The sequence below is a fragment of the Shimia sp. R9_1 genome (assembly GCF_017743775.1).
Lineage (GTDB): Bacteria > Pseudomonadota > Alphaproteobacteria > Rhodobacterales > Rhodobacteraceae > Shimia.
On record NZ_JAGHRN010000002.1, the window covers coordinates 408,949 to 423,198 of the forward strand.

General features: G+C 57.2%; 11 protein-coding genes, 1 tRNA gene and 1 pseudogene. 9 read left to right on the forward strand and 4 right to left on the reverse strand.

Features of this window, described 5'->3' with window-relative positions; translation table 11 throughout:
• Positions 1 to 11 precede the first annotated feature (11 nt).
• The 3 genes and pseudogenes from J7399_RS08335 to J7399_RS08345 form a co-directional block, all read right to left on the reverse strand.
• A complete protein-coding gene (locus tag J7399_RS08335) occupies positions 12 to 665 on the reverse strand; it encodes a hypothetical protein (protein WP_247738568.1) in 654 nt (217 codons plus the stop codon).
• 356 nt (positions 666 to 1,021) lie between these two features.
• Positions 1,022 to 1,306 (reverse strand): annotated as a pseudogene (locus tag J7399_RS08340) (hypothetical protein); the annotation flags it as partial.
• An 11-nt stretch (positions 1,307 to 1,317) separates the two neighbouring features.
• Positions 1,318 to 1,815: a flagellar basal body-associated FliL family protein gene (locus tag J7399_RS08345; RefSeq protein WP_209085247.1), complete on the reverse strand. Its 498-nt coding sequence runs from the start codon at positions 1,813 to 1,815 to the stop codon at positions 1,318 to 1,320.
• 141 nt (positions 1,816 to 1,956) lie between these two features.
• Between J7399_RS08345 and fliF the strand changes: the two genes are divergently transcribed.
• The 7 genes from fliF (at position 1,957) to rpsT (ending at position 6,863) form a co-directional block, all read left to right on the forward strand.
• Positions 1,957 to 3,585 carry a flagellar basal-body MS-ring/collar protein FliF gene (gene fliF, locus J7399_RS08350; RefSeq protein ID WP_247742837.1) on the forward strand — a complete coding sequence of 543 codons (1,629 nt, stop codon included), beginning with the start codon at positions 1,957 to 1,959 and terminating at the stop codon, positions 3,583 to 3,585.
• Entirely contained in the window at positions 3,585 to 4,181 is a 597-nt protein-coding gene (locus J7399_RS08355; protein WP_209085248.1) for a hypothetical protein, read from the forward strand. The genes fliF and J7399_RS08355 overlap by 1 nt, the downstream gene beginning before the upstream one ends.
• Entirely contained in the window at positions 4,174 to 4,455 is a 282-nt protein-coding gene (locus J7399_RS08360) for a FliM/FliN family flagellar motor switch protein (RefSeq protein ID WP_209058427.1), read from the forward strand. Before J7399_RS08355 ends, J7399_RS08360 begins: the two co-directional genes overlap by 8 nt.
• Entirely contained in the window at positions 4,455 to 5,192 is a 738-nt protein-coding gene (gene fliP / locus J7399_RS08365; protein ID WP_209058428.1) for a flagellar type III secretion system pore protein FliP, read from the forward strand. Before J7399_RS08360 ends, fliP begins: the two co-directional genes overlap by 1 nt.
• Before the next feature lie 89 nt (positions 5,193 to 5,281).
• Positions 5,282 to 6,241 carry a DMT family transporter gene (locus J7399_RS08370; RefSeq protein WP_209085251.1) on the forward strand — a complete coding sequence of 320 codons (960 nt, stop codon included), beginning with the start codon at positions 5,282 to 5,284 and terminating at the stop codon, positions 6,239 to 6,241.
• A 57-nt stretch (positions 6,242 to 6,298) separates the two neighbouring features.
• Positions 6,299 to 6,375, forward strand: a tRNA-Pro gene (locus tag J7399_RS08375).
• A gap of 224 nt (positions 6,376 to 6,599) precedes the next feature.
• Positions 6,600 to 6,863, forward strand: coding sequence for a 30S ribosomal protein S20 (gene rpsT / locus J7399_RS08380; RefSeq protein WP_209058430.1), 264 nt, complete (start codon positions 6,600 to 6,602; stop codon positions 6,861 to 6,863).
• Positions 6,864 to 6,926: 63 nt separating this feature from the next.
• Here the strand turns inward: rpsT and J7399_RS08385 are convergent, their stop codons facing one another.
• Entirely contained in the window at positions 6,927 to 7,730 is an 804-nt protein-coding gene (locus tag J7399_RS08385) for an undecaprenyl-diphosphate phosphatase (protein WP_209085254.1), read from the reverse strand.
• Positions 7,731 to 7,949: 219 nt separating this feature from the next.
• Here J7399_RS08385 and J7399_RS08390 point away from each other — a divergent pair, with 219 nt between their 5' ends.
• Positions 7,950 to 9,386 (forward strand): NAD(P)-dependent oxidoreductase, encoded by a 1,437-nt coding sequence (locus tag J7399_RS08390; RefSeq protein WP_209085256.1) that lies wholly within the window; start codon positions 7,950 to 7,952, stop codon positions 9,384 to 9,386.
• Positions 9,387 to 9,597: 211 nt separating this feature from the next.
• Positions 9,598 to 14,136: a glutamate synthase large subunit gene (gene gltB / locus J7399_RS08395; protein WP_209085258.1), complete on the forward strand. Its 4,539-nt coding sequence runs from the start codon at positions 9,598 to 9,600 to the stop codon at positions 14,134 to 14,136.
• Positions 14,137 to 14,250 lie beyond the last annotated feature (114 nt).

A 14,250-nucleotide genomic window follows, 5' to 3' on the forward strand; every position in this document is an offset into this window, starting at 1 on the left:
TTAACAATGTCTCATTCGGTGGGCGAATTTGCGTTCCGTCCGGCCAAAATCACGCTGATTGTGTAAGCGGCATCAGGTTTCATGCCGGCCATGATTCCAGCAGCGGCCTCAGGCTTCATCCGGCCAATAAAGCCGGCTGCAAACTGTGGATCCATCTCTTCAAAGAGAAGAGCGACGCTTTTGGGCTTCATGGTTTCATAAACCTGAGTCAGGCGCGTCAGATCGTCTTCGGCGGCGGTTTCGGCAATGGAAATCATGTCGCGCAGGCGATTTTCAGCATCTTCAAGCGCTGCCATTTTGCGCGAAACTTCGGCGTCCGCGATATTAAGCGCCTGGAGGCGATTCTTGATCTCGGCTTCCTGCTTCGCGATGCGCGCCTCGCGTTCTTCAAACACAGACATCAGCTTGCGCATGTCTTCTGGATGCTCACAGGCTTGCGGTTCCGCCATCGCCATTTGAGGCGAATCAAGGAGCGGCTCTTCGCGTGCCAGCGCTTCTGTTGCGCCTACGCCCACCCGCAAAGTGGCAGAAGCAACCAGGAAAGACGCGATCATAAACAGGCTGCCTTTGGCCTGTTTACGCGGCGCTTTGCCTTTGGCCTTTGGCTTGCGGGTTTTGTCGGCAGCGCCAGCTTTGGCTGGCGCGTTTTTCTGAGCCTTTTTCATTGCTTTCGCTCCGTTTAAGCAACGTGACGGGTGAAGACCGGAGCAGCTTTTGTGCCCTCATCTGCGTTTGTCTTGCCCGATTTACCTTTCTTTTTGGTTTGCGTAGCCGCCTCTTTTGCAGCTTTTCGCTTCGCCTTGCGTTTGGCTTTCTTTTTCTCGCGACGACGCAGGCGTTCTTCTTCTTCGGCTTCGAAATCAATCTCGAACTCTTGGTCGAGGAGATCTTCATCCGTCAGCTCGTCATCCTCATCTTGTTCTGCGTCTTCAGCCTTGCGCTTGGCAGCTGCTTCAAGCTCTTTTCGCAGAGCTTCTTCCGCGGCTTTTGCCTCAGCTTTAGCCGCATCCGCTGCGGCGCTGTCCTGCAAGTCATGCATTGACGCCAGCATGAGTTCCAAACGCTTCGAAACGCCTTCTGCGCGCTCGGTCAGCGTTTCAAGCCGCTCTGTCGATTTCCCAGCGGTCTGCTGAGCTGCCTTGAGGGTGCGTGTCATATCGTCAACTTGCGCGGACAATACAGCGACCGCACCGCCAACACCGGTTTCAAGGTCGTTAAATTTCGCAAGTCTGCGTGCGAGCACATAGCAATAGAGCCCTGCACCAAGAGCACCCGCGACCAGTAAGATATCTGCAATCAAATCCATCTCGGCACTCCTTAATTCAGCACGAATTCCATGACCAAAAGGTCAGAAACCCGCTCTTGGCCAGTTACAATTTGGACACGGCGCAACATCTGAGAGCGCAGCTTCACCAAGGCATCGGGCGATTCGATGTCGGCAGGGCTAAGTGCGCGGAGATATCCATTAAGGACATCAACGACCCGTGGGAGAACGCGTTCGACTTCTTCTTGGTGTGCGCTGGGAACCTCTAGCTGCGCGCGAAACCGCAAATAGTCAGCAGAACCACCAGATGTCAGTGAAACGACAAATGGGTCGAGACCAACATATGTGATGTCCGGGAGAGCTTCGGGTTTATCCATCTCAACCGATTCTTCTTCTGCCGCTGGTGCAGTATCGCTTCCCAATATCATGCCTGAATAGACGGCAAAGAAGCCGCCGCCTCCGCCTGCCAAAGCAAGCACAAGCCCAATAATTAAAGGGAGTTTTGACGCCTTTTTTGGCGTCTCCTCTGTGTCGACAGTTTCGTCAGTCATCGCAGGTTCCAAATTCTTTGTCCCTGCAAGTTCAACCACACAGAAACTAACCGATTGTTAAGCCTGATCGTGGAAACAGTTGTTCAAGGTCGTGCAGAAGGTGCGGCATCACGGAGTAAAGACGTGCAACAATTATTGAATATGTGGACTGGGTTGGACTTGCGGCGGAAAGTGATCGTCGTGTTGGCCACCGTCGCAGTGTTTGCGACAGTACTTTCCCTGGGGCGGGTGGCAACAAAACCTGGAATGGCTCTGCTTTATAGCGGCCTTGAGAGTGGCGCAGCAGGTGAAGTGGTGCGGGCGCTGGAACAGCGCGGCGCCGTGTACGAGGTGCGGGGAGGCTCAATCTATGTGGCTTCTTCCGCGCGTGACGAACTGCGCATGACGCTTGCGAGCGAGGGGCTGCCAGCAAATACGACGCAGGGCTACGAGCTTCTCGATTCGCTTTCAGGCTTCGGTACAACTTCGCAAATGTTTGATGCGGCATACTGGCGTGCCAAAGAAGGTGAGCTTGCGCGTACCATCGTTGTTAGCCCGCTTATCAGCCAGGCGCGCGTACATATTGCGAACGCCTCCTCAAACCCGTTTCAACGCCAAATTAAACCCTCTGCGTCGGTGACAATAACGACCGCTGCTGGCGATCTGCCCACAAAACATGCGCAAGCTCTGCGATTCTTGGTGGCGTCCGCCGTTTCGGGCCTGTCGCCTGAAGATGTGGCAATCATTGATGGCAATGGCGGGCTGGTCGGCGTTGCCGAAGAAACCACAACCAAAGTGGGTGAAAATCGCGAAGAAGAGACACGTCTCGCTGTTCAGCGCTTGCTTGAAGCGCGTGTCGGTCCTGGCAATGCTGTGGTTGAAGTGAGCATTGAAACAGTGACGGAGACTGAGTCTATCACTGAACGAATCTTTGATCCAAACGGCCGGGTGGCCATCAGCACGGATACCGAGGAACGCAGCACCGATTCCCAGAACGCCAGTGGTCAGGTGACGGTTGCTTCCAACTTGCCTGACGGAGATGCGGCAGGGAATGAGTCCGGCTCTTCCAACCAGAACCGTGAGACCAGAGAGCGAATCAACTATGAGGTGTCTGAGACGCAGCGCGAGATTTTGCGTCAGCCAGGTGCCATTCGCCGTATGACAGTCGCGGTGCTTGTGAACGGAACGACGACAGAAACTCCTGAAGGCGAGACAATTGTCACCCCGCGCCCTGAAGAAGAAATGGGCGCATTGCGGGAGCTTGTCGCCTCTGCAGTCGGGTTTGACGAGGCGCGCGGCGATGTCATCACCCTGAAGTCGATGACCTTCCAGCCAGCATTGCCGATGGGGACCTCTGCTGAAACCTCGATGTTCAAAGGTATGACGCTTGATTTGATGTCCATCATCCAGACAGCAGTGCTCGCAATTGTTGCGCTTGTTCTTGGACTGTTCGTCATTCGTCCTCTGCTGGCCGGCGGCGCCGGGGCAGGTGATCTGAACGAAATGGCTGAGGCACCGATGTTGCCGGGCCTTGATGGAGACGATGGTTTCCCGGCGATGGCTCCGATGATGGGTGACATGGGTGGAGACATGGGGATGCCGATGGCGATTGGTGACATGGGTGGCGAAGTTGGCGGCTTGCCTGCGCTTGGAGGAGATATGCCAATGGGAGGCGATGGCATGTCACAATCTGATGCAGCCGAACGTCTGCGGTCCTTGATCAGTGATCGCAAAGAAGAAACGGTGGAAATCCTGCGCCATTGGTTGGACGATCGTGAGGAGCGTGTCTAATGTCGGTCTCCCATCTTTTTGAAGACTTTGGTGGCATTGCTGAGCCGCAACCCGCACCTGTTGAAGAAGCAGTCGGCAACGAAGACGAGATGCTGGAAAGCTTTGAGCAAGGCTACAAGGCGGGTTGGGATGACGCGATCAATGCGAAATCCGAAGAACACGCAAATATGTCTGCGGAACTTGAGCGCAAGCTTCAGGATTTGTCTTTCACTTATCATGAGGCGCGCGAAGCCATCGTCGCCGACATGGCGCCCACCATCGAGAAAGCGATCATGACCGTCTTGCCGGAACTGGCGCGTCAAGCCATTGGGGCGCTGGCGGTGGAACAACTCAATGAGATCGTTCGCGAAAGCAGCGAAACTCCTGTTGTTTTGTCCGCTGCACCGGATGCGTTTCAGCCGGTCATCGACGTCATGCCTGAAACCCCGCAATTCCCCGTCGAAGTCGTCCGTGACGAGAGCCTAGGGGAAGGTCAAATCAGATTCGAATTCGCAGAACGCGAACGACTGCTGGATATGAGCGAAGTTTTGGACACCGTTGCCGAAGCTCTGAAAGCGTTCACACATGAAACCCGCAAGGAGGCCCAGAATGGCTGATCCAATGATGAAACCCGATTCCGCCAACCCGTTCACCTCCGTGCCGGTTGAGATCACAATCTCTGTCGGCAAGGCGCGGCCGCTGATCGGTGATTTGCTGAATATGAATGAAAACTCCGTTCTGCCGCTGGACAAGCGCGTGGATGATCCAGTGGAGCTCTACGTTGGGGATAAGCTGATTGCCCGTGGCGAGCTGGAAGAGCTTGAGGGCGGCCAAGAAGGTCAGCTGGCCGTTCGCCTGACCGAAGTCGCAGAATTTGAAAGCGGTCTCTGATGCGTAAGGCGGCTTCTATCGCCGCCGCCTTGCTAATCTTCGTTCTCTTTCAGGCTGACGCTGCATCCGCTCAGGATGTATCGCTGTCAATCGGGAACGATGAATCGCTTACGGCGCGCAGCATTCAGCTATTCCTTTTGATCACGATACTCAGCCTCGCGCCGGGTATCGCGATCATGGTGACATGTTTCCCGTTCATTGTGACGGTGTTGTCGATCCTGCGGCAGGCGATCGGGCTGCAGCAATCGCCACCCAATATGATGATGGTCTCACTGGCCATGTTCCTGACGTATTACGTGATGGAGCCAGTGTTCATGCAGGCTTGGACGACGGGCGTGCAACCGCTTCTGGACGAGTTGATTGATATAGAGACAGCGTTCCAGCGCACCACGGAACCTTTCCGGCTGTTTATGTCCTCTCGCTTGGATCCAGACACCTTTTTGCACCTCGCCGCATTGCGCCCTGATACGGCACAGGTCGCCCCTGGTCCGGACGCGCCATTGTCTGTCTTGGTGCCAAGCTTCATGCTCTCTGAGATCGCGCGCGCTTTTCAGATTGGTTTCCTGATCTTCTTGCCCTTCCTCATCATCGACCTCGTGGTTGCAGCAGTCTTGATGTCCATGGGTATGATGATGGTCCCACCGGCAATCGTGTCATTGCCGTTTAAGCTCAGCTTCTTTGTGATTGCAGATGGCTGGAGCCTGATTGCAGGCAGCCTTGTGCGCAGCTATTTCTAGGGTGATTATTGCGCGCACCGCTTTTTCATTTGAAGCGTTGCGCTCAAACGCCGACAGTGGCCTCACAGCAAACCTGGTGAAGATTTCCGATGAACCTCAAGGCGACCCTTTTGGCCCTGTTGGCCTTTGCGCTTTATTCTACGCATGATGTGGTCGCAAAGTATCTTGGCGCGACCTATTCGCCCTTTCAGATCGTTTTCTTTGCTTCCCTGTTTTCTTTCCCACTTGTGACAATGATGTTGGTGCGGGACCCGACGCAGGGAAATCTACGCCCAGTGCATCCTTGGTGGGTGGCTGTGCGGTCTTTGTGCGTTGTTATTGCACCTGCCGCCGGGTTTTACGCCTTCGCAAATCTGCCATTGGCGCAGGTCTACGCGATTTTGTTCTCTTCACCTCTGCTGATCACATTGATGTCGATTCCAATCCTAAAGGAGAAAGTTGGGCTCTGGCGGATGCTCGCTGTCGTCATTGGTCTTGGAGGCGTGATGATTGTCGTGCGCCCTGGTGCCACGGAGCTAAATGCAGGTCATGCCGCAGCGATCATCACTGCGCTAAGTGCGGCCCTTCAGTCTGTTATCGTCCGCAAAATCGGACGTGAAGAGCGGCGCGTCGTTCTCATGCTCTATCCGCTTTTGGGCAGTGTTGCCGTGATGTCGGTGGTTCTCGTGTTTGTATATGAGCCCATGCCACTGATTGACCTTGGCAGTATGGCGTTTGTGTCTCTCTTTGGCTTCTGCGCGACCTTGCTTCTGGTTTATGCCTATACGATTGGCGAAGCGGCGCTGGTTGCGCCCATGCAGTATTCTCAGATCATTTGGGCGATGATCTTTGGCGCCTTGTTTTTTGGTGAGACACCTGACGTGGCAACACTGCTTGGCGCCGCAATTATCGTAGCCAGCGGCCTTTTCATCATTGCGCGCGAAGCTATGGGTGGAAATTCGGAACAAACACCCGTGCTGCGGACCCGCTCACGAGGCATTTCTCCCGGCAGTCTGCGCGTCAGTTCGGCCATGCGAAGGCCGGAACTAACAGACAAGACCGATCCGTAGAGGGCTGTGGTTGCCCTTGCCAAAGCAAATCGAACCGACTATCTCGCTCGGCACGGTCGGAGTGTAGCTCAGCCTGGTAGAGCACTGTCTTCGGGAGGCAGGGGTCGGAGGTTCGAATCCTCTCACTCCGACCAAATTTTCTCTCGCCAAATCTCCGTAGAACCTGCGCGACGACGCGTGCCTGTGTCTCCTTTGTCTTTGGATGATTTGGCATTGCATGTTTTTGCAAAAGCCTTATAAGGCTCCGCCATACATGCGCGTGCAGCCCGCTTAGGCTTGATCTGATTCTCTTTGACAGAGAGGCCCGTTCGGACGTGGCACGCATTACAAACGTACCGAACCAAAAAGGTCCAAGATCATGGCAAATTCGCCTCAGGCAAAAAAGCGCGCCCGTCAGAACGAGCGTCGTCTCGAAGTTAACAAAGCACGTCGCTCCCGCATCCGCACCTTCCTGCGCAAAGTTGAAGAAGCGATCGAATCCGGTGACAAAGCGGCAGCAACTGCTGCTCTGCGCGCAGCTCAGCCAGAACTGATGCGTGGCGTGAGCAAAGGTGTTTATCACAAGAACACCGCGTCCCGTAAGATGTCCCGTCTGGCATCTCGGGTAAAAGCGCTGGCATAAGTCCTCGCTTTAAAGAATTCTGAAAGCGCCGCTGTTTCAGCGGCGTTTTTTTGTGCTTGTTGGTCAGCTATATGCAAAGCCGAGGAGCAAGATCCCAAGGATGACCCGATAAATCACATAGGGTGTGAAGCTGACGGTGCGGAGTAATCGCATCATTAGGATCAGGGCGAGCAGAGCCGCGAAGAATGAGAAGATTGCTGCGAGTGCGCCATCCCGAAGGATCGTTATGTCTGCCTGCGCTGCAACGTCGAGGGAAAGCAGGGCACCACTCGCGAGGATCGTGGGGATCGACATGAGCATGGCGAGCTTGGCGGCGTCTTTGCGGGCATAGCCCATCTGACGTGCCCCTGTGATGGTAATACCTGATCGCGAGGTGCCGGGGATCAACGCTATAGCTTGCCATAGGCCGAGTTTCCACGCGTCTTTGAGGTTCCAATCCGCTTCGGTTTTATTCTGCGCTCCGAAGCGATCGGCCCACCAGAGCACCAGACCGAAGAGGATCATGGCCCATCCAATCACCGCGACGGAGCGCATGGCTTCATCGACACCGCTGAGTTTGAGCAGCAACCCTGCAGCGATAACAGGGAGTGTGGCGATGATCAGCAGAAACGCGAGGCGCGCGCCGGGAGTGTCACGTTTGCCTATTGCAAGGCGCGGGAGGCCAGCCACAGCGCCGCGTACATCCGCCCAGAAATAGATGACGACAGCACCGAGAGTTCCGAGGTGCGCGGCGACATCTATGGCGAGTCCCTGATCCGGGAGAGGAGTCAGTTTTGAGAGGAGAATCAGGTGCCCTGAGGAGCTAACCGGGAGAAATTCGGTGAGGCCTTGAATGATTGCCACCAAAAATATGTGAAAAAGTGCCATAATAGGGGCGACCTCGCGTTGAACGACTCAGGTATAATTGGCCAGTGATTCAAGGGAAATATAGAATTTAAGCACCGTTCGGACCTAAAGATTGAGTTTTTTTGATCCGATTTCTCAAAAAACATCAAAAAAGCAGAATATAGGTCAGTAAAGCTGACTTTTATGCCGATTGAATATTCTTTAGACAGCCGGGACTGGAAAAATCTGGAGGCAGCGGACGTGGCTAAGCAACCTATGTTGAAATTTGTGACCGTAGAGCGCGATATGCCGGAGAAGCGTGATGCGTCGGTGCGCAAGGAAGATTTCAATGAGATCTATGCGGAGTACGCCAAGGTAAAGGCGGAAGAGCAGGCGAGTCGGTGCAGCCAGTGTGGTGTGCCTTACTGTCAGAGCCATTGCCCGCTTCACAACAATATCCCGGACTGGCTGAACCTGACGGCGACGGGCCGCCTCAAAGAGGCCTATGCGGTGAGCCAAGCCACCAACACATTCCCGGAAATCTGTGGCCGCATCTGCCCGCAGGACCGTCTGTGTGAAGGCAACTGCGTGATTGAGCAGTCCGGCCATGGCACTGTGACCATTGGGTCTGTCGAAAAATACATCACCGACACCGCTTGGGAAAACGGCTGGGTCGAAGCGCTGGCGCCAAGCGAAGAGCGTGGCGAGAGCGTGGGCATCATCGGCGCGGGCCCCGGCGGTCTGGCCGCCGCAGACCGTCTGCGCCGCGCAGGGTTTCAGGTGACCATCTATGACCGCTATGACCGCGCAGGCGGCCTGCTGACCTACGGCATTCCGGGCTTCAAACTGGAAAAAGACGTGGTCATGCGCCGCAACAAGCTGCTGGAAGATGGCGGCGTGACCTTCAAGCTAAACTGCAACGTGGGTGAGGACATTTCGTTCCAAGATATCCGCGATGCGCATGACGCTGTGATCATCGCCACTGGCGTGTACAAAAGCCGTGATTTGCAAGGCCCGGGCGCTGGTGTAGAGGGCATCGTGAAAGCGATTGACTACCTCACCGCCTCCAACCGTCTGAACTTTGGCGACACCGTGCCTGAGATCGAGAGCGGCGAGCTGAATGCAGAGGGCAAAAAGGTTGTGGTGATCGGCGGTGGTGACACTGCGATGGACTGTGTCCGCACCGCGATCCGCCAAGGCGCTGAGAGCGTGAAATGTCTCTATCGCCGCGACAAGGCCAACATGCCTGGCTCCCAGCGGGAAACACAGAACGCCGAAGAAGAAGGCGTGGAATTTGTCTGGCTGTCCGCCCCGAAAGGTTTCACCGGTGGTGACCGCGTAGAGGGTGTGATGGTGCAAAAGATGCGCCTCGGCCAGCCGGATGCATCGGGCCGTCAAAGCCCTGAGGTGATCGAAGGTGCGGATTACGTGGAAGATGCGGATCTGGTCATCAAGGCGCTGGGCTTTGAGCCGGAAGACCTGCCAACCCTCTGGGGTCAGCCTGAGCTGGAAGTGACCCGCTGGGGCACCGTGAAAGCACAGTTCACCACCGGCGCCACTGATCTGGATGGCGTCTATGCGGTGGGCGATATCGTGCGCGGTGCAAGCCTTGTGGTCTGGGCGATCAAAGACGGACGGGATTGCGCAGATGCGATCATCGAACGCTTTGGCGCAACACAAGCTGTGGCCGCTGAGTAATCGTTAACGCGCTCGGAAAAGGGCAAAAAACGACTGTCTGTATCGCGTCGGTATTGCGACTGTATCGCGACGGTGCCGAAAACAGCAGGCAATAGTAAATAAGACATATGCGCTGACCAAACTGGCTTGAGGAGCCGACAGCGCAGTTCGCCGGAAAAGGCCACGTGCCACCCCACTTCGGGACACCCGGTGCAAATGATGGAGATAGCGAATGACCAAATTTGATCAGAACTGGGTCAGAGCCGAAGAAGCCAAACGCAAATGGATGGCGGAGAACGGCCTCTATTCCGAAGAAGAAGAGCACTCCTCCTGTGGTGTGGGTCTTGTGGTTTCCATTGACGGCAAACCAAGCCGTCAGGTTGTGGAAGCGGGCATCACCGCGCTGAAAGCGATCTGGCACCGTGGTGCGGTGGACGCAGACGGCAAGACCGGCGATGGCGCGGGCATTCACGTGCAGATCCCTGTGCCGTTCTTTTATGACCAGATCGAACGCACCGGGCATGAGCCCAACAAAGATGAGCTGATCGCGGTGGGGCAGGTCTTCCTGCCACGGACGGATTTTGGCGCGCAGGAGCACTGCCGGACCATCGTGGAAACCGAAGTTCTGAAGATGGGCTATCGCATCTATGGCTGGCGCCATGTGCCGGTGGATGTGAGCTGTCTTGGTGAAAAAGCCAACGCGACCCGCCCGGAGATTGAGCAGATCCTGATCTCCAACTCCAAAGGTGTAGATGAAGACACCTTTGAGCGTGAGCTCTATGTGATCCGTCGCCGCATCGAGAAGGGGGCACTGGCGGCCAATATTGGCGAGCTTTACATTGCATCGCTGTCCTGCCGCTCGATCATCTACAAAGGCATGATGCTGGCGGAGCAGGTTGCGGTGTTCTACCCCGACCTGATGGATGAGCGCTTTGAAAGTGCCTTTGCGCTGTATCACCAGCGCTATTCCACCAACACCTTCCCGCAATGGTGGCTGGCCCAGCCGTTCCGCATGCTGGCGCACAATGGTGAGATCAACACGCTGAAAGGCAACCTGAACTGGATGAAGAGCCATGAGATCCGCATGGCGTCTGACAGCTTTGGCGACTACGCCGAAGACATCAAACCAATTGTGCCGGGTGGGGCGTCTGACTCCGCTGCGCTGGACGGTGTGTTCGAAGTTCTGGTGCGTGCGGGCCGCTCTGCGCCCATGGCAAAAACCATGCTGGTGCCGGAAAGCTGGTCCAAGCAGGCGGTGGAGCTGCCGCAGGCGTGGCGTGACATGTATTCCTACTGCAACTCTGTGATGGAGCCATGGGATGGCCCTGCTGCGCTGGCGATGACCGATGGTCGCTGGGTCTGTGCCGGTCTGGACCGTAACGGCCTGCGCCCGATGCGCTATGTCGTGACCGGTGATGGCCTGCTGATTTCCGGCTCTGAGGCCGGCATGGTGCCGATTGATGAAGCCAATGTGGTGGAAAAAGGCGCGCTTGGTCCGGGCCAGCTTCTGGCTGTGGATATGAAAGAGGGCAAGCTCTACCACGACACGGAGATCAAGGACAAACTGGCCAATGCCAAGCCTTATGGCGAATGGGTTGGCAAGATCCGTGATCTGGCAGGTGAGCTGGATGCGGTGACGGAAACCGCGACCTTCACTGGCGAAGAGCTGCGTGCGCGTCAGATCGCGGCGGGCTTCTCCATGGAAGAGATCGAGCAGATCCTTGCGCCGATGGCTGAGGATGGCAAAGAGGCGCTGGCCTCTATGGGCGATGACACCCCGTCTGCGGTTCTGTCCAACATGTACCGTCCGCTGAGCCATTTCTTCCGCCAAAACTTCTCTCAGGTGACCAACCCGCCGATCGACAGCCTGCGCGAATACCGCGTGATGTCGCTGAAGACCCGGTTTGGCAATCTGAAGAACGTGCTGGATGAGGATGGCAGCCAGACCGAAATCGCTGTGCTGGACAGCCCGTTTGTGGCCAATGCACAGTTCGCGCGGTTGCTTGAGGCGTTTGATGACACGGTGGTGCGTATCGACTGTACCTTTGCGGCGGGCGCGGATTCCCGTGCGCTGCAGGTGGGTCTTGAGCGAATTCGCGCAGAGGCCGAGGATGCGGTGCGTTCCGGCGCGGGCCACATTGTGCTGTCTGATGAGGCGCAGGGTGCTGACAAGGTCGCGATGCCGATGATCCTCGCCACCAGCGCGGTGCACAGCCATCTGACCCGCAAAGGTCTGCGGACTTTCTGCTCGCTGAACGTGCGTTCGGCGGAATGTATCGACCCGCATTACTTTGCCGTGCTGATCGGCGCAGGTGCGACGGTGGTGAACGCTTACTTGGCGGAAGACACGCTGGCGGATCGCATTGAGCGCGGTCTGGCGGATGGCACGCTGACTGAGAACGTCGCGCGCTATCGCGAGGCGATTGACCAGGGTCTCCTCAAGATCATGGCGAAGATGGGGATCTCGGTGATTTCCTCCTATCGCGGTGGTCTGAACTTTGAGGCGGTGGGTCTGTCCCGTGCCATGTGTGCGGAATATTTCCCCGGCATGACCAGCCGGATTTCCGGCATCGGTGTGAGCGGCATTCAGAAGAAGGTCGAAGAAGTGCACGCCAAGGGCTTCCTGTCGGGCACGGATGTGCTGCCGATTGGCGGCTTCTACAAGGCGCGGAAATCTGGCGAGACCCATGCCTGGGGCGCGCAGACCATGCATATGATGCAGGCGGCCTGTAACCGGGCGTCTTATCAGCTGTGGAAGCAGTATTCCGCGAAGATGCAGGCGAACCCGCCGATCCATCTGCGCGATCTGCTGGACATCAAGGCGATCGGCAAGCCTGTGCCGCTTGAGGAAGTGGAGAGCATCACCGCGATCCGCAAGCGCTTTGTGACGCCGGGCATGTCGCTGGGGGCGCTGAGCCCTGAGGCGCATAAGACGCTGAACGTGGCGATGAACCGGATTGGCGCGAAGTCTGACTCCGGTGAGGGCGGCGAAGATCCGGCGCATTTCGTGCCGGAACCAAATGGCGACAACCCCTCTGCGAAGATCAAGCAGGTGGCGTCGGGCCGGTTTGGTGTGACCGCGGAGTATCTCAACCAGTGTGAAGAGCTGGAGATCAAAGTGGCGCAGGGTGCGAAGCCCGGTGAAGGCGGCCAGCTGCCGGGGATGAAGGTCACCGACCTGATCGCCCGTCTGCGCCACTCCACCAAAGGTGTGACGCTGATCTCCCCACCGCCGCACCACGATATCTATTCCATCGAAGACCTTGCGCAGCTGATCTATGACCTCAAGCAGATCAATCCGCGCTGTAAGGTGACGGTGAAGCTGGTGGCCTCCTCCGGTGTGGGCACGATTGCGGCCGGTGTGGCGAAGGCGAAGGCCGATATCATCCTGATCTCGGGCCACAATGGCGGGACCGGTGCAAGCCCCGCGACCTCGATCAAACACGCGGGTCTGCCGTGGGAGATGGGGCTCACTGAGGCGCATCAGGTGTTGGCGATGAACAACCTGCGTGAGCGGGTCACGCTGCGGACCGATGGTGGCCTGCGCACGGGGCGTGACATCGTGATGGCGGCGATGATGGGTGCTGAGGAATACGGTATCGGCACCGCAGCGCTGATCGCGATGGGCTGTATCATGGTGCGTCAGTGCCAGTCCAACACCTGCCCGGTCGGAGTTTGTACTCAGGATGAAAGCTTGCGTGCGAAATACACCGGCTCTGCGGACAAGGTGGTGAACCTGATCACCTTCTACGCGCAGGAAGTGCGGGAAATCCTCGCCTCCATCGGGGCGCGCAGCCTTGATGAGGTGATTGGCCGTGCCGACCTGCTGGCGCAGGTGAGCCGTGGCTCTGCCCATCTGGATGATCTGGATCTCAACCCGCTCTTGATCACCGTCGATGGCGCGCATGACATCGTCTACAACCGCGACAAAGACCGCAACTACGTGCCTGACACGCTGGATGCGGAGATCGTGCGGGATGCGGCGCGCTTCCTTCAGGAAGGCGAGAAGATGCAGCTCTCCTATGCGGTGCAGAACACGCACCGGACGGTGGGCACACGCACCTCAAGCCACATCGTGCGCAACTTCGGCATGCGCAACACGTTGCAGGAAGACCACCTGACCGTGAAGCTCACCGGCTCTGCGGGGCAGTCTCTGGGCGCCTTTGCGGCACCGGGCCTGAAGATTGAAGTCTCCGGCGATGCCAACGACTATGTGGGCAAGGGCCTGTCGGGGGGCACCGTGGTGGTGCGCCCGCCCATGGCGAGCCCGCTGACAGCAGCCGAGAACACCATCATCGGCAACACCGTGCTTTACGGCGCCACCGACGGGCACCTGTTTGCCGCGGGCCGCGCAGGCGAGCGCTTTGCGGTGCGCAACTCCGGTGCAAAAGTGGTCGTCGAAGGCTGTGGCGCCTGTGGCTGTGAATACATGACCGGTGGCGTGGCGGTGATCCTTGGCGAGATCGGCGCAAACTTCGGCGCAGGCATGACCGGCGGCATGGCCTATCTCTATGATCCGGAAGGCAAAGCCGAGGACGTCATGAACATGGAGACGCTGGTGACCTGTCCGGTGACGGTGCAGCACTGGGAAGATCAGCTGAAAGGCCTGATCGAGCGCCATGTGGCCGAGACCGGCAGCGCCAAGGCGCGTGACATCCTGCAACACTGGGATGTGGAAAAAGCCAACTTCCTGCAGGTCTGCCCGAAAGAAATGCTGGTGCACATCCCGCATCCTCTGACGGTTGAGGAAACAGCGGTTCCGGCGGAATAAGGCTGGGATAGAGACAAAAAAGCCCCCCGCTGGCGCTGGCTGGCGGGGGTTTTTTGTTTTTGAGGGGGTGTAAGTCTTGGACGCGTGACCAAGAGGGTAATTTAGGTAAGTGAG

What these genes read in the sequence shown, in the direction of transcription:
- fliF (WP_247742837.1), top strand. Translation starts at nt 1,957, where the DNA reads ATGTGGACTGGGTTGGACTTGCGGCGGAAAGTGATCGTCGTGTTGGCC.
- gltB (WP_209085258.1), top strand. Translation starts at nt 9,598, where the DNA reads ATGACCAAATTTGATCAGAACTGGGTCAGAGCCGAAGAAGCCAAACGC.
- J7399_RS08370 (WP_209085251.1), top strand. Translation starts at nt 5,282, where the DNA reads ATGAACCTCAAGGCGACCCTTTTGGCCCTGTTGGCCTTTGCGCTTTAT.
- J7399_RS08345 (WP_209085247.1), bottom strand. Translation starts at nt 1,815, where the DNA reads ATGACTGACGAAACTGTCGACACAGAGGAGACGCCAAAAAAGGCGTCA.
- J7399_RS08360 (WP_209058427.1), top strand. Translation starts at nt 4,174, where the DNA reads ATGGCTGATCCAATGATGAAACCCGATTCCGCCAACCCGTTCACCTCC.
- rpsT (WP_209058430.1), top strand. Translation starts at nt 6,600, where the DNA reads ATGGCAAATTCGCCTCAGGCAAAAAAGCGCGCCCGTCAGAACGAGCGT.
- fliP (WP_209058428.1), top strand. Translation starts at nt 4,455, where the DNA reads ATGCGTAAGGCGGCTTCTATCGCCGCCGCCTTGCTAATCTTCGTTCTC.
- J7399_RS08355 (WP_209085248.1), top strand. Translation starts at nt 3,585, where the DNA reads ATGTCGGTCTCCCATCTTTTTGAAGACTTTGGTGGCATTGCTGAGCCG.
- J7399_RS08335 (WP_247738568.1), bottom strand. Translation starts at nt 665, where the DNA reads ATGAAAAAGGCTCAGAAAAACGCGCCAGCCAAAGCTGGCGCTGCCGAC.
- J7399_RS08385 (WP_209085254.1), bottom strand. Translation starts at nt 7,730, where the DNA reads ATGGCACTTTTTCACATATTTTTGGTGGCAATCATTCAAGGCCTCACC.